A 20127-nucleotide genomic window follows, 5' to 3' on the forward strand; every position below is an offset into this window, starting at 1 on the left:
TGAATTGACGATGCTATTGCAGGAGAGGCTGTTGAGATTCTTTGTCACCCTGCGAAGATCAACAAAATCACGCAGATCCTGTGGGAGCGAGCCTGCTCGCGAAGGCATTTTCACAGCCGCCATCAGCGTCGACTGATATTGCGCTTCGCGAGCAGGCTCGCTCCCACAGGGATCGGGTTTCAACCAGCGCAGATGGTTTACGCGACCACGGTCTCAGCCGGCGAGACGATGTTGGTCTTCATCCCGCGCGAGCGACCCGAACTCAGATAAGCCGCGATCGATTCCTGCGTCACCTCGCCGAGGAACACTCGTTCGGCATCCATCACCGGCAGCCAGGCGCGGTTGAATTCATACATGCGCGACAGCAGGATGCGCAGGTGCTCGTCGTACGCCGCCGTGGCGTTGAACTCACGCAGGAATTGCGCACAGGTGCCGGTCTGCCGATGCAGGTCGCGACGGCGCACGTAACCCAGTGCCTTGTTCTCTGAACAGGTGACCACCACGTAGCGACGGTCGTGCTCGTCCATCAATTCCAACGCGTCGGCCACTGGCGTTTCCGGGCTCACCGAGGGTGCGTTGTCCGCCGCGTCTTCGGCTTTCACCAACAGCAGGCGCTTGAGCGTGCTGTCCTGACCGACGAAGTTGCTGACGAAGTCATCCGCTGGATGCGCGAGCAGCGTGTCGGGATGGTCGATCTGCAGCAGCTTGCCGGCGCGGAAAATGGCGATCTTGTCGCCCAGCTTGATCGCTTCGTCGATGTCGTGGCTGACCATGATCACGGTCTTGTTCAGCGCGCGCTGCATCTCGAAGAATTCGTTCTGGATCATCTCGCGGTTGATCGGGTCGACCGCGCCGAACGGTTCGTCCATCAGCAATAAAGGAGCATCTGCCGCCAATGCGCGGATCACACCGATACGCTGTTGCTGGCCACCGGACAATTCCCGCGGATAACGATGCAGATACTGCTTGGGCTCAAGCTTGATCATGCTCATCAGTTCGCGGGCGCGGTCGTGGCATTTCTGTTTGTCCCAGCCGAGCAGTTTCGGCACGACGACGATGTTCTCTTCGATGGTCATGTTCGGGAACAGACCGATCTGCTGAATCACGTAGCCGATATTGCGGCGCAGGGTCACTTCGTCGAGATCGGTAGTGTCCTCGCCGTTGATGAGAATCTTGCCCGAGGTCGGTTTGATCAGGCGGTTGATCATCTTCAGCGTGGTGCTTTTGCCGCAACCCGATGGCCCGAGGAACACGCAGATCTCGCCTTCATTGACGGTCAGGCTTACCGAGTCCACGGCTTTGACATCTTTGCCGTTGCTTTGGAAGGTCTTGCTGAGGTTTTGAAGTTCGATCATTTGAGGAGTCCTTTTGGAGTCAGCGAGCGTTGCAGCCACTGCAAAACGAGATCGGCGAAAATCGCCAGAAGACTGACCAGCAGCGCGCCGACGATAAGCATCGACATGTCACTGCGGCTGATGGAGGCGAGGATCAACACACCGAGGCCGCCGGCGCCGATGGTCGCGGCGATGGTCATCACGCCGATATTCATCACCACGGCGGTACGCACGCCAGCGAGGATCACCGGCACCGCGATCGGCAGTTCAACCATGCGCAGGCGCTGGCCGAAGGTCATGCCGATGCCGCGCGCGGCTTCGCGGATGCCCGGCTCGACACCGGTGAGGGCGAGGTAGGTGTTGCGCATGATCGGCAGCAACGAATAGAGGAACACGGCGGTGATCGCCGGCAGCGGCCCCAGGCCTTGGCCGAACTTGGAGTAGAACGGCAGCAGCAGGCCGAACAGGGCAATCGACGGCACGGTCAGCAGCACCGTGGCGCTGGCCTGCAACGGGCCGGCGAGGCTCGGGAAACGTGTCATCAGAATGCCCAACGGCACGCCGATGACAATCGCCAGGGTCACGGCGATGCCGACCAGGGTGATGTGCTGCCAGGTCAGGTGCATCACCTGCTGCCAGTCGAGATGGGAAAAGGCGTTCAGAAATTCCATGACTTCTCCTCTCTTAATTCAGTGGATGCTGGCGCAGGAAATCGGCGGCAACGGACGATGGGCTTTCATGATCGACATCGACCCGCGCGTTGAGCTGGCGCATGGTTTCGTCGTCGAACAGTTCGGCCAACGGCTTGAGCTGTTCGGCCAGTTTCGGGTTGGCGTCCAGCGTGGCCTGACGTACTACGGGAGCTGCGGTGTAGTCGGGGAAGTAATGCTTGTCGTCTTCCAGCAACTTCAGGCCGAAGGCATTGAGACGACCGTCGGTGGTGTAGACCAGACCGGCAAACACCTGACCGTTGCGCAGCGCGGTGTAGACCAGGCCGGCGTCCATCTGGCGGATGTTCTTGCGGGTCAGGTTCATGCCGTAGAGCTTGACCATGCCGTCGAGACCGTCGGAGCGGTTGGCGAACTCGGTGTCCAGCGCCACCAGATGATTGGTCTTGGCTTCGGCGCGCAGCACTTCGTTGAGCTGGCTGATGTTGTTGATCTGCGGATATTCCTCGGCCACTTTCTTCGGCAGGGCGAGGGCGTAGGTGTTGCTGAATTTCGACGGCGTCAGCCAGATCAGGCCTTTTTTCGCGTCGAGTTCTTTGACCCGGGCGTAGGACTGCGCGCTGTCGAGTTTTTCCGTGACGTGGTTGTAGGCCACCAGCGACACGCCGGTGTATTCCCAGAGCAGGTCCAGTTGCCCGCTTTCGTGGGCGCTACGGGCGAGGTTACTGCCCAGACCGCCGGTGATCTGCGCGTCGTAGCCTTTGCTGCGCAGGTATTGCGCGGTGATTTCGGCGAGCAGGGTCTGCTCGGTGAAGACCCGGGCGCCGAGGCGGATGAGCGGTTTTTCAGCGGCTTGCGCCAATCCTGCGAACAGCAGGACGCAGCCTAAGATCAAGCTAAATCGTTTCATGAGTATTCCTTGCAAAGCCTTAGGACGGGCGCAAACCGCGTTCCAGCCAGAGACGGCTGGCGAGGGTGACCACGCCATCGAGCAGCAGCGCCAGCAGCGCGGTGCACGCGGCGCCGAGCAGCAGTTGCGGCTGATTGTTCAGGGCGATGCCGGGGAAGATCAGGCTGCCGAGGCTGTTGGCGCCGATCAAGAAGGCCAGCGGCGCGGTGCCGACGTTGATGGCCAATGCAACACGCACACCACCGATGATGATCGGCACGGCGTTGGGCAATTCGACTTTCCACAGCACCTGGCGCGGAGTCATGCCGATGCCGACGGCGGCTTCTTTCAGTGAGCCCTGCACATTTTTCAGGCCTTCGTAGGTGTTGCGCACGATCGGCAACAAGGAAGCGAGGAACAGCGCGAAGATCGCCGGCCCGCTGCCGATGCCGAGGATGCCCAGCGCAATCGCGAGCACGGCCAGCGGTGGCACGGTATTGCCGATATTGAAGATCTGCATGAAGCGTTCGGCGCGGCCGACCATGGTCGGGCGGCTGAGGAAGATACCGGCGGGGATGCCCACGACAAGGGCGGCCAGCATGGAAGCGAGGACGAGAATCAGATGAGCTTGCAGGTAAAACAACAAATCGTCGCGGTAGTGTTCGATCGTGTTGATGCCGATCCAGTGGACCAGCAGGGCCAGGAGCGCGATCACCACCGCACCTCCCATCAGCCCTTTGCCATAGCGGATAGCCACAGGCGGACTCCTTTTTTTGTAGTCGGCGAACGCTCTCCCGTGTGGCATGCCATACATGGCTGCCGGGAATAAACGTTCGCGAGAAGCAGCTCCCTCAGCACCGGCAAAAAGCGGTCTGAAAGCGAGCCATGAGCGCAGCCTCGTCAGGCTAACTTGCTGATTTTTCAGCCCCTGACGAAAATTCGTAACAGGGGATGGACGTCTCCGAGCTTTAAAAGGTTCCCACATAAGATGCCATCTGGCCACCTGTAGGAGCTGCCGAAGGCTGCGATCTTTTGGCTTTGTTGGTAAAAAACACGATCAAAAGATCGCCGCCTGCGGCAGCTCCTGCGGGGTTTCGCGCGGCCGAGGGACGGTGGTTCGGCGATCACTTTTTAAGCTATACTCGCCGCCCTTTTTTGAATCACCGCCAGGCGATTTCCCATGACCCAACAGGCCGCCGAAGTCGCGAAACGCCGCACTTTCGCCATTATTTCCCACCCCGATGCCGGTAAAACCACGATCACCGAAAAGCTCCTGTTGATGGGCAAGGCGATTGCAGTGGCCGGTACGGTGAAATCCCGTAAATCCGATCGCCATGCGACATCCGACTGGATGGAGATGGAGAAGCAGCGGGGTATTTCCATTACCACGTCGGTCATGCAGTTCCCCTATCGCGAACACATGATCAACCTGCTCGACACCCCGGGCCACGAAGACTTCTCCGAAGACACCTACCGCACCCTGACGGCGGTGGACTCGGCGTTGATGGTGCTCGATGGCGGTAAGGGTGTAGAGCCGCGGACCATTGCGCTGATGGACGTTTGCCGTCTGCGTGACACGCCGATCGTCAGCTTCATCAACAAACTCGACCGCGACATCCGCGACCCGATCGAACTGCTCGACGAAATCGAAGCCGTCCTGAAGATCAAGGCGGCGCCGATCACCTGGCCGATCGGCTGCTATCGCGACTTCAAGGGCGTGTACCACCTGGCCGACGACTACATCATTGTCTACACCGCTGGTCACGGTCACGAACGCACCGAAACCAAGATCATCGAGAAACTCGACTCCGACGAGGCGCGCGCGCACCTGGGCGATGAGTACGAGCGCTTCATCGAACAGCTGGAACTGGTGCAGGGCGCCTGCCACGAATTCAACCAGCAGGAATTCCTCGACGGTCAACTGACCCCTGTGTTCTTCGGTACTGCACTGGGCAACTTCGGTGTCGACCACGTGCTCGATGCTGTCGTCGATTGGGCGCCGCGCCCGCTGGCCCGTGTCGCCAACGAGCGCACGGTCGAGCCGGTGGAAGAGAAGTTCTCGGGCTTCATCTTCAAGATCCAGGCGAACATGGACCCGAAACACCGCGACCGCATCGCCTTCATGCGTATCTGCTCCGGCAAGTACGAAAAAGGCATGAAGATGCGTCATGTGCGTACCGGCAAGGACGTGCGCATCGGCGACGCCCTGACGTTCTTCTCCTCTGAGCGTGAACAGCTGGAAGAGGCTTACGCCGGCGACATTATCGGTCTGCACAACCATGGCACCATCCAGATCGGCGACACCTTCAGCGAAGGCGAAGTCCTCGGTTTCACCGGTATTCCGCACTTCGCCCCGGAACTGTTCCGTCGAGTGCGTCTGCGTGATCCGCTGAAGTCCAAGCAGTTGCGTCAGGGCCTGCAGCAGTTGGCGGAAGAGGGCGCAACGCAGGTGTTCTTCCCCGAGCGCAGCAACGACATCATTCTTGGCGCCGTGGGTGTGCTGCAGTTCGATGTGGTCGCCAGCCGCTTGAAAGAGGAATACAAGGTCGAGTGTTCGTATGAGCCGATTACTGTGTATTCGGCGCGCTGGATCGAGTGCGATGACAAGAAGAAGCTTGAGGAGTTTTCCAACAAGGCGGTGGAAAACCTGGCGCTGGATGGCGGTGGTCATCTGACCTATCTGGCGCCGACGCGGGTGAATCTGGCGTTGATGGAAGAGCGCTGGCCGGATGTGAAATTCCGCGCGACGCGGGAGCATCATTAAGAGTTGAGTTGGTTTTATGAAAGCCCCTGGGGTGTAGGCCTTGGGGGCTTTTTTATGGGCTGCCGGTTTTGGTCTTGGCGGCCTTTGGGCCGACCAGGCTCTTTCTTCAAAAAGTGCGCTGGGTTGGAGAACAATACGTCGCTTGAAATCCATTTTGAAGACACGACATGCGCACATGTCGTCGTCAGCGACATGAGATCGTGACGTGTCGTCAAAATCTCAAAAAAGCGACACGTAGGGCGCACATGTTTACACTGACGCCATAAGGGGGCGCATACAGGTGTCCTTACCTTAAATGTTTATCCCAAGGATCAGGCCCTTCATCCATGACCATACACGCACTTCCTTGGACGGCGGACAAGCCGTATAACCAGCTTCCGACCTTACCACCCAAAGCAGAGCTGGAGACTCGAGCAGTGCTCAAGCGCTGCATCGAGGCCCGCACAGCGCTTGCGGAGTTGAAGCAGGCAGCCGAGCTCATTCCGAACCAAACGGTGTTGATCAACACCATCCCATTGCTGGAAGCGAAGGACAGCTCCGAAATCGAAAGCATAGTCACCACCACGGATTTGCTCTTTCAGCACGCCCATGATGGCGAAAATCACGCCGACCCCGCTACCAAAGAAGCTCTGCGCTATCGCAAGGCTCTCCATCATGGCTACCAGTCTTTGGCCGAACGCCCACTTTCCACTGGTACGGCAGTCGAGATTTGTCGCACTCTCAAAGGTGTGGATATGGACATACGCCGTGTTCCCGGTACTCAGTTAGCCAACGACCGTACAGGCGAGATCATCTACACACCTCCCGAAGGTGAGGATCACCTGCGTGATCTACTCGCTAATTGGGAGCGCTTCCTGCACAACGAGACGGATCTGGATCCACTGGTGCGTATGGCCGTCGGGCATTACCAGTTCGAGGCGATTCACCCGTTTACCGATGGCAACGGCCGTACCGGACGAGTGCTCAATACTCTGTACCTCATTCAAGAAGGTTTGCTGAACCTGCCGATCCTTTACCTCAGCCGTTACATCATCGCGCACCGCGCCGAGTACTATCGATTGCTGCTCGATGTCACTCGCGAGCAAGCATGGGAACCCTGGCTGCTTTACATGCTCAGCGCTGTGGAGGAAACCGCCCGCTGGACCAGCGCCAAAATCGCCGCCATCCGCAGCCTGTCCGAGCACACCACCCAGTTTGTTCGAGAGCAACTCCCAAAAACATATTCCCGCGAGCTGGTGGACGTCATTTTCGAGCAACCCTACTGCCGCATCAGCAACGTCGTTGATAAACAGATTGCCCAGCGTCAAGCTGCCTCCCGCTACCTCAAAGAGCTGGTCGCCATTGGCGTTCTGCAAGAAGTGCAGGTCGGTAAGGAAAAGCTGTTCATCCATCCCAGGCTGATGCAATTACTGATTCGCGACAGCAACGACTTCAGGGCCTATGCCTTATAACATCGTTGCGTCTCCAGGCAGTTGCGTCAGGGTCTGCAACAATTGGCGGAAGAGGGCGCGACGCAGGGGTTCTTCCCGGAGCGCAGCAACGACATCATTCTTGGCGCCGTCGGTGTGCTGCAGTTCGATGTGAAGACTTGGGGGCTTTTTTTTGCCGGGTGTATATCCGTTTCTGCGGGTGTTGCGGCTGGCGGTTTCGCCCTTACGGCGAGTCACCTTTTTCAGACGCCGGAGTGCCGGCCCAGCAAAAAGGTAACCCAAAAGGCTTGCTCCTGCGTTCGGCCCTCGCAGGCTCGGGTCCCTTCGCTCCGGGACTGATCCGGGCGCAGCGGCTCCGGTTTGCTTCGCTGCACCTCCTTCCGCTGTGTCTGGCTGCGCCAGACGGTCGCTGCGCTCCCACGCCCGGATCAATCCCTCCACTCAGCCTTCCGACGTCGCCGGTGGATCAACAGCAAGATCAAAAGCACTCGAGCTTGCGCTCATTGTTGAGTGGGGCGGCTTTGCCGCGGGCAGCTGCGCTGCTTTGCTTTTTTGTGGGAGCGAGCCTGCTCGCGAAGGCGTCTTTATTGCCGGCCCATCTACTACCGAATGCACGCCATCCATTGTGGGAGAGTTTGCTGAGTGAGAGCTATACGTCGCTTGAAACCCATTTTTGAAGACACGACGTTCGCACATGTGGCCGTCAACGGAGATCGAAACGTGTTGTCAAAGCCAAAAAAAGCGGAGTTCCCAGCAAGGCTTTGGAAAAACGGCGTTGATAGAAGAGCGCTGCCGGGTGTGATACTCCGCGCGACGTGTGAGGATCATTAATAAAACTTGATGTTGAACAAAAGACGAAGGCTTAGGGCTTCGCCTTTCTGTTACTGCTTATTTTTTCCCGAGTTTATATTTATCTGCTAAATCAGAAGAGGCCCCAACAAATCCATTGATATCAGTCTTGCCCTCGATTGAAACTGTAGTTCCTGTTGTCGATGTAACGGAAAATCTAAAATCAGCAGTGATGATTTGTTTGGTTAATTCGAAGTTTATGATGTCAATTGTGCCTGAGTTGACGTTCCACGGCTTTTCAGTGTCTGACTCTGTATACCAAACGCCGAACTCTACGTTGGGGGTATAATTTTTCAATTCGTAAGTTTTTCCAGGTTTTATGGACTCGGCATCGTTTATATCGAAAGTAATAACATGTATTTCTTTCGTCGCAAAAACTCCTGAAAACGCAAGGTATTTATTGCTTGTGGCTACGTGAACGTAGAAGGCCTCCTGAGCGGGGGCTGAGTTTTTTTTAGCGGAAAAACTTTTTGAAAGGGCTGGATTTGCCATTTTTCTCTCCTGTCTTTGCTCTCGGTATAGGTAATTTATAAGAAAAAATCTACGCCCGTTGTTAACTGCTGCCTACTGTCAATGTTGACAGTTAAACGTTTCAGCACATACGTGATGTGAAATGGAGTTCGCTCTGAGCAGTACAAAGTTCGGGCCGCCCCAGCTTTTTGGATTGAGTGGATATCCGTTGCCTGCCGGTTTCGCCCTTGCGGCGATTCCTTCTTTTGATTTTGCTTTTTGGAAGCGAGCCTGCTCGCGAAGGTGTTTTTATTGCCGGCCCTCTACTACCGAATCCACTCCATCCAACGAGATGTCGAACGTGTGCGCTAGGCTTGGGTTTGGTGGTGGAAGCGTATGCGCCTGCCTTTAGTTTTGCGGTGGGTTTGCCCCTCATCGGAACGCCGCCCGCCCAGCGCTCTCCCGAGAGAGAGAGGGAGCCGATTGATGGGCTGTTCAAATCCTGAGTTCGGCTCGGTATTTCAGGTCGGCGTACCTTGCCCGAAAACAACGCGGTCAGTCCCCTCTCCCTTCGGGAGAGGGTTAGGGTGAGGGGCTTTTGATCTTTAGCGCCGCGTGAACAATGAACTTGAAATCCGGGCGCAGCGATTTCTCTGTAAGGCATTTTCCTTCAGCGTCGTAGCCATACTCTGCTTTTACTTCGCCTACCTCACCCCCCCACGACATTCCAATCCAACCCGTCTACTGTTCAGCGAACCCTCGCCCACAGCGGACGTTACATGCTCAAAGGACTGACTCATCTGTTGCACCCCAACGGCTATTTCACCCCCATGGCCTGGATCCTCGCGGCTCTGTTGTTCATCAACCGCCTCAGCGCCATGGTCAAGTTGTTCATGGCGCTGTACCTGCGTCAGGAATTGGGGCTGGCGATTGAAACCGTCGGCTGGTTGCTGTCGGCCTATGGCGCGGGGTTGTTGGTCGGTTCGATGCTCGGGGGCTGGCTCAGTGATCATGTGCGCACGGCGCGGCTGACGGCGGCGTTGTTTTTCGTCTCGGTGTGGGTGCTGATGCTGTTGGGGCTGGTGACGCAGGTGCCGTGGCTGGCCGCTTTGTTGTTGCTCAGCGGTGTCATCGACGGCGCGATTCGGACGTTGCATCAGCGGCTGATCATGGAGTATTGCGAAGTCGCGCAACGTTCCCGTGCGCAGGCTCTGAGTCGGGTGGCGCGTAATCTGGGCATGGCCGCCGCCGGGGTGGCCGGTGGGGTGTTGGCGCAGGCGGATTTTCGTTGGGTGTTTTTTGCCAGTGCAGCGATGACGATGCTGGCGTTGCTGTGGTTCGTGCGCACGACGTGGCGGCGGCCGGTGCTGGTGCTTGAGGATGAGTCCGATGATGGCTCAAGCCTGCCGTATCTCGACAAGCCGTTCCTCTGGCTGCTGGCGGCGACGGCCGTGCTCGGCATTGCATTCGACACGGTCTACAGCACGCTGGGCAATTATCTGCGTGATTACTACCACCTGAGCACCGAAGCGATCGGTTGGCAGTTCGGGCTCAATGCGCTGTTGGTGATCGCGCTGCAGATTCCGCTGTCGCACTCGGTAGAACGCTGGGGCGCGCGCTGGCAAATGCTCGTCGGCAGTGTGCTGTTGGCCTGCGGATTGGGCATGTTGCCGTTCGGTTCCGGGTTGGCTTTTGTCTGTCTGTCGACGCTGATCTGGACGCTGGGCGAGGCGCTGTTCATGCCGCCATTGAATGTACTGGCGATGCAGTTTGCCCAGAGCGGCAAGAGCGGTCAGTACTTCGGGCTGTTCTTCATGAGCTGGAGCGCCAGCGCGCTGTTGTCGCCGGTACTCAGCGGTCACCTCTATGGTCATTTTGGCGGGCACAGCGTGTGGCTGATGAGCGCACTGCTGGTGCTGATCTCAATTCCACTGACTTGGCAGGCCACGCGCCACGCTTAGCTGTTTCGGTTATTGCCATTATTCGAAAGCAATCTGTCCGCCGATGGCATTTCTCCGCTAGCTGCCGCGTCCTAACTGGTGAGCCGGGCGGATTGAGACTAGATTTCACACGGAGCCAGTCCGGCAAGCATGTCTTAGCGCAACAGGATGGAGTCGGCCATGAAAAGCAGATTGCTACGGATATTGATGTTGTTGAAAGTGATGGTGATGCTGTCCCTCGGCACCGCAACGGCCTGGGCCGAGTGCGAGGATCACGATTCGCAGGCCTTCAACGGCCAGGTTGGGCATAGCGGGCTGATGATTGCCAAGTCCGAGTCGGAGCCGGGTGATCTGGGACAGGGTGGCGCCGACAACGATGACGACTCGACCACTGACGAGCCGGATACCGATGAAGACGAAGAGGGCGATAGCCAGACGTAGATAGTCGACCAAATAAAAACCCCTTCGGCCTCGATTGATGCGCAATCGAGGTAGAAGGGTTTTGTTATCGCATGAATTCTTGAATCAACACGAACTCCCTGTGGGAGCGAGCCTGCTCGCGAAAGCGGTTTATCAGTCACCGATGATGTTGACTGAGATGACGCCTTCGCGAGCAGGCTCGCTCCCACATGGGGTTTTGTGTTGGCCTCCGGAGTGGCTTACGCCGCGCCGTCGAGGAACTGCTCGGCGTAGTGGCAGGCCACCTGGCGATTATCCAGTTCACGCAACAACGGCTCTTCCGTGCTGCAACGCTCGGTCGCGTACGGGCAGCGCTTGTGGAAAGCGCAGCCTGAAGGCGGGTTGAGCGGGTTGGGCAGTTCGCCGACGATCTTGATTTTCGGCTTGTGCGGGTCCGGGTGAATGGTTGGGGTCGCCGACAGCAGCGCCTGGGTGTACGGGTGCAGGGGGCGTTCGTAGATGTCGTTTTTCGGACCCAGTTCCACCGGGCGGCCGAGGTACATCACCATCACATCATCGGCCACGTGCTGCACCACCGCGAGGTTGTGCGAGATGAACACGTAGGCGGTGTTGAACTCCTGCTGCAGATCCATGAACAGGTTGAGCACCTGCGCCTGAATCGACACGTCGAGTGCGGAGGTCGGTTCGTCCGCCACCAGCACTTTCGGTTGCAGCATCATGGCCCGGGCGAGGGCGATACGCTGGCGCTGACCGCCGGAGAACATGTGCGGATAGCGCTGGTAATGCTCGGGACGCAAGCCGACCTGCTTCATCATCGCCTGGACTTTCTCGCGACGCTCTGTGGCCGACAGCTTGGTGTTGATCAACAGCGGTTCGGCCAGTTGATCACCGATTTTCTGCCGTGGGTTCAACGATGCATATGGGCTCTGAAAGACCATCTGCACGTCTTTGCGCAGTTGCTTGCGCTCGGCCTTGTCGGCGCCGGCGACTTCCTGGCCGGCGATCTGCAGCGAGCCCGACGACGGCTCTTCAATCAGCGTCAGCGCGCGGGCAAGGGTGGATTTGCCGCAGCCCGATTCACCGACCACGGCGAGGGTCTTGCCGGCTTCCAGTTCGAACGACACGCCGTTGAGCGCGCGCACGGTGGCGTGGCCCTTGAACAGGCCACGGGAGACTTCATAGTGACGGGTCAGGTCGCGGGCGGTAAGTACGACGGCCATTACGCCACCTCCTGGTTCAGCGGGTAGAAGCAACGGGCGAGGCTGTTGGCTTTCGGATCGAGGCCCGGACGCTGGGTGCGGCAGTTGTCCTGCACGTACGGGCAGCGCGGCGACAGCAGGCAACCCTGCGGACGGTCGTAGCGGCCCGGGACGATGCCCGGCAGGGTCGACAGACGCGAGGCGCCAAGGCTGTGCTCGGGAATCGCCTTGAGCAATGCTTCGCTGTACGGGTGCGCCGGAATGTCGAACAGTTGCGGCACCTGGCCGACTTCAACGGCCTGGCCGGCGTACATCACGCAGACGCGCTGAGCGGTTTCGGCAACGACGGCGAGGTCGTGGGTGATCAGCACCAGACCCATGTTCTGTTCTTTTTGCAACGCCAGTAGCAGGTCCATGATCTGCGCCTGAATCGTCACGTCGAGGGCCGTGGTCGGTTCGTCGGCGATCAGCAATTTCGGCTCGCCGGCAATCGCCATGGCGATCGCGACACGCTGGCTCATACCGCCAGACAGTTGATGCGGGTAGGCGTCCATGCGGCTGGCGGCGCCCGGGATTTCGACTTTTTCCAGCAGTTCGATGGCACGCTTGCGCGCTTGCTTGCCGGACATTTTCAGGTGCAGGCGCAGCACTTCTTCGATCTGGAAACCGACGGTGTAGCTCGGGTTCAGCGCGGTCATCGGGTCCTGGAAAACCATCGACAGGTCTTTGCCGACGATCTGCCGACGCTGACGATTGCTCAGTTTGAGCATGTCCTTGCCGTCGAAGCTGAGCGAGTCGGCGGTGACGATGCCGGGATGCTCGATCAGGCCCATCAGCGCCATCATGGTCACGGATTTACCCGAACCCGACTCGCCAACGATGGCCAGTACTTCGCCTTTGTCGACTTTCAGGTCGAGGCCGTCGACCACCGGCGTGGCGGTCTTGTCGCCGAAGCGGACGTTGAGATTCTTGATTTCTAGCAGTGACATTTGAATCTCCTCAGGCGGCGTTCTTGAGTTTCGGGTCCAGCGCATCGCGCAGGCCGTCGCCCATCAAGTTGATTGCCAGCACGCTGAGCAAAATGGTCAGACCCGGCAGGCTCACCACCCACCAGGCGCGTTCGATGTAATCGCGGGCCGAAGCCAGCATGGTGCCCCACTCAGGGGTTGGCGGTTGTACGCCGAGGCCGAGGAAGCCCAGTGCGGCGGCATCGAGAATCGCCGAAGAAAAGCTCAGGGTCGCCTGCACGATCAGCGGCGCCATGCAGTTGGGCAGCACGGTGATGAACATCAGACGCGGCAGACCGGCACCGGCCAGGCGCGCGGCAGTAACGTAGTCGCGGTTCAGTTCGCCCATCACGGCGGCACGGGTCAGACGCACGTAGGACGGCAGGGAAACCACGGCAATCGCGATCACGGTGTTGATCAGGCCAGGGCCGAGGATGGCAACGATCGCCACGGCCAGCAGCAGCGACGGCAGGGCCAGCATGATGTCCATCAGACGCATGATGGTCGGGCCGACCACTTTCGGGAAGAAACCGGCAAACAGACCCAGCAGGATCCCCGGAATCAGCGACATCACCACCGACGACAAACCGATCAGCAGCGACAGGCGCGAGCCCTGGATCAGACGCGACAGCAGGTCACGGCCCAATTCGTCGGTGCCAAGCAGGAACTGCATCTGCCCGCCTTCGAGCCACGCCGGCGGCGTCAGCAGGAAGTCACGGTATTGCTCGCTCGGGTTATGCGGCGCGACCCACGGCGCGAAGATCGCGCAGAAGATGATCAGCAGCATGAACAGCAGGCCGGCAACGGCGCCCTTGTTCTTGGAGAACGCTTGCCAGAATTCTTTGTACGGTGACGGGTACAGCAGGCTTTGATCCACGGCGGACGTGGCGGTGGCTACTGAGGAAGTTGGAGTGCTCATGGGTATTGACCTCAGCGCTGATGACGGATGCGTGGGTTGGCAAAACCGTAGAGGATGTCCACCACGAAGTTGACCAGAATCACCAGGCAGGCGATTAACAGGATGCCGTTCTGCACCACCGGATAGTCCCGGGCGCCGATGGCTTCGATCAGCCATTTGCCGATGCCGGGCCAGGAGAAGATGGTTTCGGTCAGGACCGCACCGGCCAGCAGCGTGCCGACCTGCAGGCCGACCACGGTCAGCACCGGAATCAGCGCGTTGCGCAGACCATGCACGAACACCACGCGCGACGGCGACAGGCCTTTGGCCTTGGCGGTGCGGATGTAGTCTTCGCGCAGCACTTCGAGCATCGACGAACGGGTCATCCGCGCGATCACCGCCAGCGGAATGGTGCCAAGGACGATGGCCGGTAGGATCAGGTGATGCAGGGCGTCGAAGAACGCGCCGACGTCATCGGCCAGCAGCGTGTCGATCAGCATGAAGCCGGTTTTCGGCTCGATGTCATACAGCAGGTCGATGCGCCCGGAAACCGGGGTCCAGCCCAGGCTCACCGAGAAGAACATGATCAGGATCAGGCCCCACCAGAAGATCGGCATCGAATAGCCCGCGAGGGAGATGCCCATCACCCCATGGTCGAACAGCGATCCTCGTTTGAGTGCCGCGATCACCCCGGCCAGAAGCCCGAGGATGCCAGCGAACAGCAGGGCGGCCATGGACAGTTCCAGGGTCGCCGGGAAAAGAGAGGTGAACTCGGTCCACACACTTTCACGGGTACGCAACGACTCACCGAGATCGCCCTGGGCCAGTTTGCCGATGTAGTCCAGATACTGGGCATACAGCGGCTTGTTCAGCCCCAGGCGTTCCATTGCCTGAGCGTGCATTTCGGGGTCGACCCGACGTTCGCCCATCATCACTTCCACGGGGTCGCCCGGAATCATGCGAATCAACGCGAAAGTCAGCAAGGTGATGCCGAAAAACGTGGGGATCAATAACCCCAGTCGGCGGGCAATAAAACTAAACATCTTGTGTGGTACCTCATCAGCCGGTTAGGCGTGTCCGGCGTCCCTCAGGTCAGGGACGCCGGGCGTTTCTTATCTACTTCACCTGGGTGGTGGCGAAGTTATTAGTGGTGAGAGGGCTGATGTGGTAGCCCTCTACATTTTTGCGCATTGCAGTGAACATCCGAGTATGGGCCATGCTGATCCATGGCTGGTCCTGATTAAACAGCACTTGAGCCTGTTCGTAGAGCGCGGCGCGTTCGGCCGGATCTACTTTAGCCCTTGCTTCATCCAGCAGTGCCTGGAATTTTTCGTTGCACCAGCGTGCGTAGTTTTCGCCGTTCTTGGCGGCCTCGCAACTGAGCATAGGCGTCAGGAAGTTATCCGGGTCGCCGTTGTCGCCCGCCCATCCGGCCGAGACCATGTCATGCTCGCCGGCCTTGGCGCGCTTGAGCATCTCGCCCCATTCCATCACGCGGATGTCGATCTTGATCCCGACTTTCGCCAGGTCAGCCTGCATCATTTGTGCGCCGAGCATCGGATTGGGGTTGGTCGGACCACCGCCGTTGCGGGTGAACAGGGTAAACGTGGTGCCTTCCGGAACCCCGGCTTCCTTGAGCAGCTTGCGCGCTGCATCGAGATCGCGTGGCGGGTTCTTCAGGTCATGGTTGTAGCCGAGCAGGGTCGGCGGATACGGGTTGACCGCCACCGAAGCGTTGCCCTTGCCGAACAGCGCGTTGACGTAGGCTTCCTTGTCGAAAGCGATGTCGATGGCTTTGCGCACGCGCACATCGCTCATGTACTTGTGCTGGGTGTTCATGGCGATGTACGAAACGGTCATCGCGTCGAGCTCGTCGACTTTCAGGTTGCTGTCTTTCTTGATGCTCGGAATGTCATCCGGTTTCGGATACAAGGCGACCTGGCATTCGTTGGCCTTGAGCTTCTGCAGGCGGACGTTGTTGTCGGTGGCGATTGCCAGGATCAACGCGTCGGCCGGTGGCTTGCCACGGAAATAATCCGGGTTGGCCTTGAAGCGTACCTGGGCATCCTTGGCGTAGCGCTGGAAGATGAACGGGCCGGTGCCGATCGGCTTGTTGTTCAGATCGCCGGCCTTGTTGGCCTTGAGCAACTGGTCGGCGTATTCGGCCGGGTAGATCGACGAGAACGCCATGGCGAGGTCGGCGAGGAACGGCGCTTCGCGGCGGGTCAGGGTGAACTTGACCGTGTTGTCGTCGACTTTTTCTACGCTTTTCAGCAATTCCTTGAAGCCCATGCTTTCAAAGTACGGGAAGCCCACGCTCGACAGTTTGTGCCACGGGTGATTCGGGTCCAGCTGCCGCTGGAAGCTCCAGACCACGTCGTCGGCATTCATGTCGCGGGTCGGCTTGAAATATTCGGTGGTGTGAAACTTGACGCCTTTGCGCAGGTGGAACGTGTAGGTCAGGCCGTCTTCGCTGATGTCCCAGGACTCGGCAAGTGCCGGAATCACTTCAGTGGTGCCGGGCTTGAAATCGGCCAGGCGGTTGAAGATGGTTTCGGCCACAGCGTCCGCCGTGACTGCAGTTGTGTACTGGACCATATCGAAGCCTTCCGGGCTGGCTTCGGTGCAGACCACCAAGGGTTTGGCCGAGGCGCCGACAGCGACACTCAGCAACGCAGCCGCGATGGCTGCACGTAGGGGAAGCATTTTCATCGATAACCCTCTGCAATCGGTTGAAGACAGAAAACCGAACGGCCGACTCATCATGAGTCAGCCGTCGGTTGGCGTTTTTACAGAATGTTGAACGGGATGGTGGTTACGAGGCGGAACTCATTGATGTTGCCGTCAGCCTGATGCTCGCTGGCGCGGTGAGTGGTATAGGTCGCGCGAATTGCAGTGGCTTTGAGCGGGCCGCTCTGCACGGCGTAGGACGCACCGACACCGTACTCGTAGTGGGACTCGCCATCCATCAGGCTCAGGTCGCCGCGCTTGGCGCCCGGATCAGTGTAGGCGGTGCCGCGGTAGTGAGTACCGTCGATGCCCCAACCGCGTGCCTGGTAGATATTGAATTTCAGGCCTGGCACGCCGTATTCGGCCATGTTGATGCCATAGGCGATCTGGAAGGACTTCTCGTTCGGGCCGTTGAAGTCCGACAGCAGGGAGTTTGCCAGGTAGATGCCGTTGGTTTCGTGCAGATAGTCGAAGTACTCGTTACCGTTCACTTGCTGATACGAGAAGGTCAGGCTGTGGGCCTGGTGGGCCAGACCCAGCGACAGCGAGTATGTATCGTTGTCGATGTTGCCCATCAACTTTTTGCCTTCGTCGACAGTCTTGTAGTAGTTCAGACCGGTGGTCAGGCTCAACACTTGGCTGTCGCCCAACTCGTGGGTGGCGCCGAAGTAGTACTGATTCCAGAAGTCTTCGACGTTGGAGCCGTAAAAGCTGGTTTTCAGACTCTTGAACGGTTGGTAGTTGACGCCGGCAACGTAAACCTTGTCTGTCTCGACGCCGGTGGCGGAATACTCGGTGCGAAATTTCGACAGGCTTTGTTCGGTACGAGGGGAAACGCGGTCGAAGCCACCCGCGTCGAACGACAGGTTGTTGAACTCTTCGCTGTGCAGGGTAATACCTTCAAAGCTCGAAGGCAGCGGACGGTTGCCGATGACATCGACAATCGGCGTGCTGAAGTTCTGGCGACCTGCGGTCAATGTGGTGTTGGAAACACGAAGCTTGACGTTGGCCAGACCCAGCTTGCTCCATTGGTCGACAGCGTCGCCGTCGGAATCCGCCAGGGTCCGGTTGGAGCCGCCAGCAATGTCCTTGCGATCACGATCCAGCACAATGGCGTTATAAGCGGCGACTTCGGTGCTCACGCCCACGGTGCCTTGGGTGAAGCCCGAGGTGTAGTTGACGATGGTGCCTTGCACCCAGTTGATCCGGCGTGGCGTCGGAGTGCGAACGGTAGGCGTGGTGTTCTTGTCGCTGTTTTTCACGTAGCTGAAACGGTCGTCGCGACGACGCAATTCGTTGGCATACCAGTTACGGGTTGTACCGCCCAGGCTTTGTCCATCGATAAAGCCTTTGGCCTCGCTTTGGGCGCTGCTGCCGGCCAATGTGGTAGGGACGAATTCCTGACTTGCAGGTTCGGCGTACGCCGTAGCGGTGATGCTGCTGATGGCCAGGGCCAGTATCGCGGTGCTGCTCAGTTTCATGGGTGAAGCTCCTTTACTTTCTTTTTATCCGGCTTTTTTTGGTAGTCCGGTTATTGGTTTAGAACTCGTTCACACATCGCAAACGTTTGCAAAAGGCCGGATTGGCGAATTTCGGCAAAGCGCTTGCGTGAGGGGAGTAGACGGCTCCCCTCAGCATTGCGGCTAATCGGTGGGTTTAATCGATACTGACACCCGAGAACACGTTGCGGCCGAACGGGCTGACTTTGAACCCTTCGACTCTTGTGCTTAACGGCTGGTTGACCGTCGAGTGGGCGACAGGCGTGATCGGCACTTGCTGTTTAAGCAATTGCTGGGCCTGTTTATAAAGCTCGGTGCGCTGGTCGCGGTCGGTGACGACCTTGGCCTGTTTGATCAGCTTGTCGTAAGCCGGATCGCACCACATGGAATAGTTGTTGCCGCCGATGGCGTCGCAGCTGTACAGCGTGCCCAGCCAGTTGTCCGGGTCACCGTTGTCACCGGTCCAGCCGATCAGGCTGATGTCATGCTCGCCGTTCTTGGTGCGCTTGATGTACTCGCCCCATTCGTAGCTGACGATCTTCACTTTCAGACCGATCTTGGCCCAGTCGGACTGGAGCATTTCGGCCATCAGCTTGGCGTTCGGGTTGTACGGACGCTGCACCGGCATTGCCCACAGGGTGATCTCGGTGCCTTCTTTGACGCCGGCAGCCTTGAGCAGCTCTTTGGCTTTTTCCGGGTTGTAGGCGGCGTCCTTGATGGTGTCGTCGTAAGACCACTGCGTCGGTGGCATGGCGTTTACGGCCAGTTGGCCGGCACCTTGATAAACAGCGTTCAGAATCCCCTGTTTATTCACCGCCATGTCCAGCGCCTGACGCACTTCCAGTTGATCGAACGGCTTATGGCGCACGTTGTAGGCGATGTAGCCGAGGTTGAAGCCTGGCTTGGTAATCAGCTGCAGCTTCGGATCGGTTTTCAGCGCTTCGACGTCGGCAGGGCGCGGGTGCAGGGTGATCTGGCACTCGTTGGCCTTGAGTTTCTGCACGCGGACCGAGGCGTCGGTGTTGATCGCGAAAATCAGGTTCTTCAGCTTGACCCGGCTCGGATCCCAGTACTGCGGGTTACCGGTATAGCGGATGTTCGAGTCTTTCTGGTAGCTCTTGAATACGAACGGCCCGGTGCCGATCGGCTTCTGGTTGATATCGCTCGGCTTGCCGTCGGCCAGCAGCTTGTCGGCGTATTCGGCGGACAGAATCGAGGCGAAGCTCATGGCGATGTTCTGGATGAACGCGGCATCGACGCTGTTGAGCGTGAACTCCACGGTCAGCGGCCCGGTCTTCTCGACCTTGGCGATGTTCTTGTTCAGGCTCATCCCGTTGAAGTACGGAAACTCGGTGGGATAGGCCTTGCGAAACGGCTGTTGCGCATCAAGCATGCGATTGAACGTGAACACGACATCGTCAGCGTTGAAATCGCGGCTCGGCTTGAAGTAAGGGGTTGTATGAAATTTCACGCCTTCACGCAGGTGAAAGGTGTATTTCAGGCCATCTTCGGAAATGTCCCATTGGGTCGCCAGGCCCGGTACGACATTGGTCGCGCCTTTTTCGAACTCGACCAGGCGGTTGTACAGCGGCTCGGCGGCGTCGTTGTCGGTGGCCGTCGTGTATTGCGCGGTATCGAAACCCGCCGGGCTGCCTTCCGAGCAGAACACCAGGCTATCGCTGGCGGCGTAGCTTGCAGACGTGGCGGCCAACAGGCCGGCGCCCAACAGTGCGGAAAAAACCAAGGTATGGCGCATGACGCTCCCTCTTTTTTAGTGTTGTGCAATGCGCCTGGGTCCCGATCCCGGGACTTTCTGGTCGCATTGAGCTCAATCCAATACGTACGGCAAAACCGGTGGCCCACGCAGACACTGGTCAGTACGCGACGGTAGGCACCGTGCTTCTGGCAGTAAATACGTAATTGCCTTAATGCTCGTAGGAAAAGTCGACGCACCTATACCGAAGCAATCATCTGCGGCGGATTTGGGTGTAGGCCTTTTCCTTTTTTCCCGGAAGATAAAGCAACGGCGACGTCAGAAACGCCGCCGCTG

The 20127-nt window shown here is 58.6% G+C and carries 16 protein-coding genes and 1 pseudogene; 5 read left to right on the plus strand and 12 right to left on the minus strand.

The genetic code is table 11. From position 1 onward, the window contains the following. Positions 1 to 197: 197 nt before the first annotated feature. From GXB78_RS14080 to GXB78_RS14095, 4 genes are read right to left on the minus strand one after another with little or no spacing between them, the layout of a single operon-like run. Positions 198 to 1355 carry an osmoprotectant ABC transporter ATP-binding protein OsmV gene (locus GXB78_RS14080; protein ID WP_281924808.1) on the minus strand — a complete coding sequence of 386 codons (1158 nt, stop codon included), beginning with the start codon at positions 1353 to 1355 and terminating at the stop codon, positions 198 to 200. Next, positions 1352 to 2005, minus strand: coding sequence for an ABC transporter permease (locus GXB78_RS14085; protein WP_042608800.1), 654 nt, complete (start codon positions 2003 to 2005; stop codon positions 1352 to 1354). The genes GXB78_RS14080 and GXB78_RS14085 overlap by 4 nt, the downstream gene beginning before the upstream one ends. A 13-nt stretch (positions 2006 to 2018) precedes the next feature. Continuing rightward, the gene (locus GXB78_RS14090; protein ID WP_329515813.1) at positions 2019 to 2912 is read right to left on the minus strand and encodes a glycine betaine ABC transporter substrate-binding protein; all 894 of its coding nucleotides are present in this window, start codon (positions 2910 to 2912) and stop codon (positions 2019 to 2021) included. 19 nt (positions 2913 to 2931) lie between these two features. Beyond that, complete coding sequence (locus GXB78_RS14095) at positions 2932 to 3621, minus strand: ABC transporter permease (protein WP_177327464.1); 690 nt, start codon at positions 3619 to 3621, stop codon at positions 2932 to 2934. A 450-nt stretch (positions 3622 to 4071) separates the two neighbouring features. Between GXB78_RS14095 and GXB78_RS14100 the strand changes: the two genes are divergently transcribed. The 3 genes and pseudogenes from GXB78_RS14100 to GXB78_RS28190 all read left to right on the plus strand — a co-directional run. Then, entirely contained in the window at positions 4072 to 5655 is a 1584-nt protein-coding gene (locus tag GXB78_RS14100; RefSeq protein WP_016771727.1) for a peptide chain release factor 3, read from the plus strand. 326 nt (positions 5656 to 5981) lie between these two features. Then, a complete protein-coding gene (gene fic / locus GXB78_RS14105) occupies positions 5982 to 7106 on the plus strand; it encodes a protein adenylyltransferase Fic (RefSeq protein ID WP_071174372.1) in 1125 nt (374 codons plus the stop codon). A gap of 12 nt (positions 7107 to 7118) precedes the next feature. After that, positions 7119 to 7238 (plus strand): annotated as a pseudogene (locus GXB78_RS28190) (hypothetical protein); the annotation flags it as partial. Between the two features lie 735 nt (positions 7239 to 7973). Here GXB78_RS28190 and GXB78_RS14115 read toward each other — a convergent pair. Then, positions 7974 to 8426, minus strand: a complete 453-nt coding sequence (locus GXB78_RS14115; RefSeq protein ID WP_329515815.1) for a hypothetical protein — start codon at positions 8424 to 8426, stop codon at positions 7974 to 7976. 737 nt (positions 8427 to 9163) lie between these two features. Between GXB78_RS14115 and GXB78_RS14120 the strand changes: the two genes are divergently transcribed. Further along, entirely contained in the window at positions 9164 to 10345 is a 1182-nt protein-coding gene (locus GXB78_RS14120; RefSeq protein WP_329515816.1) for an MFS transporter, read from the plus strand. A gap of 159 nt (positions 10346 to 10504) precedes the next feature. Next, positions 10505 to 10765 carry a hypothetical protein gene (locus GXB78_RS14125; RefSeq protein ID WP_329515817.1) on the plus strand — a complete coding sequence of 87 codons (261 nt, stop codon included), beginning with the start codon at positions 10505 to 10507 and terminating at the stop codon, positions 10763 to 10765. A 218-nt stretch (positions 10766 to 10983) separates the two neighbouring features. On the opposite strand, the gene GXB78_RS14135 is transcribed toward GXB78_RS14125, so the two are convergent. The 7 genes from GXB78_RS14135 to GXB78_RS14165 form a co-directional block, all read right to left on the minus strand. Next, positions 10984 to 11964, minus strand: coding sequence for a peptide ABC transporter ATP-binding protein (locus GXB78_RS14135; RefSeq protein ID WP_329515818.1), 981 nt, complete (start codon positions 11962 to 11964; stop codon positions 10984 to 10986). Further along, positions 11964 to 12932, minus strand: a complete 969-nt coding sequence (locus GXB78_RS14140) for an ABC transporter ATP-binding protein (RefSeq protein ID WP_016771722.1) — start codon at positions 12930 to 12932, stop codon at positions 11964 to 11966. The genes GXB78_RS14135 and GXB78_RS14140 overlap by 1 nt, the downstream gene beginning before the upstream one ends. 10 nt (positions 12933 to 12942) lie before the next feature. Next, positions 12943 to 13869, minus strand: coding sequence for an ABC transporter permease subunit (locus tag GXB78_RS14145; protein ID WP_016771721.1), 927 nt, complete (start codon positions 13867 to 13869; stop codon positions 12943 to 12945). An 11-nt stretch (positions 13870 to 13880) separates the two neighbouring features. Continuing rightward, a complete protein-coding gene (locus tag GXB78_RS14150; RefSeq protein ID WP_016771720.1) occupies positions 13881 to 14891 on the minus strand; it encodes an ABC transporter permease subunit in 1011 nt (336 codons plus the stop codon). A 73-nt stretch (positions 14892 to 14964) separates the two neighbouring features. After that, positions 14965 to 16560, minus strand: coding sequence for an ABC transporter substrate-binding protein (locus tag GXB78_RS14155; protein WP_329515819.1), 1596 nt, complete (start codon positions 16558 to 16560; stop codon positions 14965 to 14967). Between the two features lie 77 nt (positions 16561 to 16637). Then, positions 16638 to 18059, minus strand: a complete 1422-nt coding sequence (locus GXB78_RS14160) for an OprD family porin (protein WP_329515820.1) — start codon at positions 18057 to 18059, stop codon at positions 16638 to 16640. 175 nt (positions 18060 to 18234) lie between these two features. Next, positions 18235 to 19833: an ABC transporter substrate-binding protein gene (locus GXB78_RS14165; RefSeq protein WP_329515821.1), complete on the minus strand. Its 1599-nt coding sequence runs from the start codon at positions 19831 to 19833 to the stop codon at positions 18235 to 18237. Positions 19834 to 20127 lie beyond the last annotated feature (294 nt).

The organism is Pseudomonas moraviensis subsp. stanleyae (assembly GCF_036283065.1).
Taxonomy (GTDB): Bacteria; Pseudomonadota; Gammaproteobacteria; order Pseudomonadales; family Pseudomonadaceae; genus Aquipseudomonas; species Aquipseudomonas stanleyae.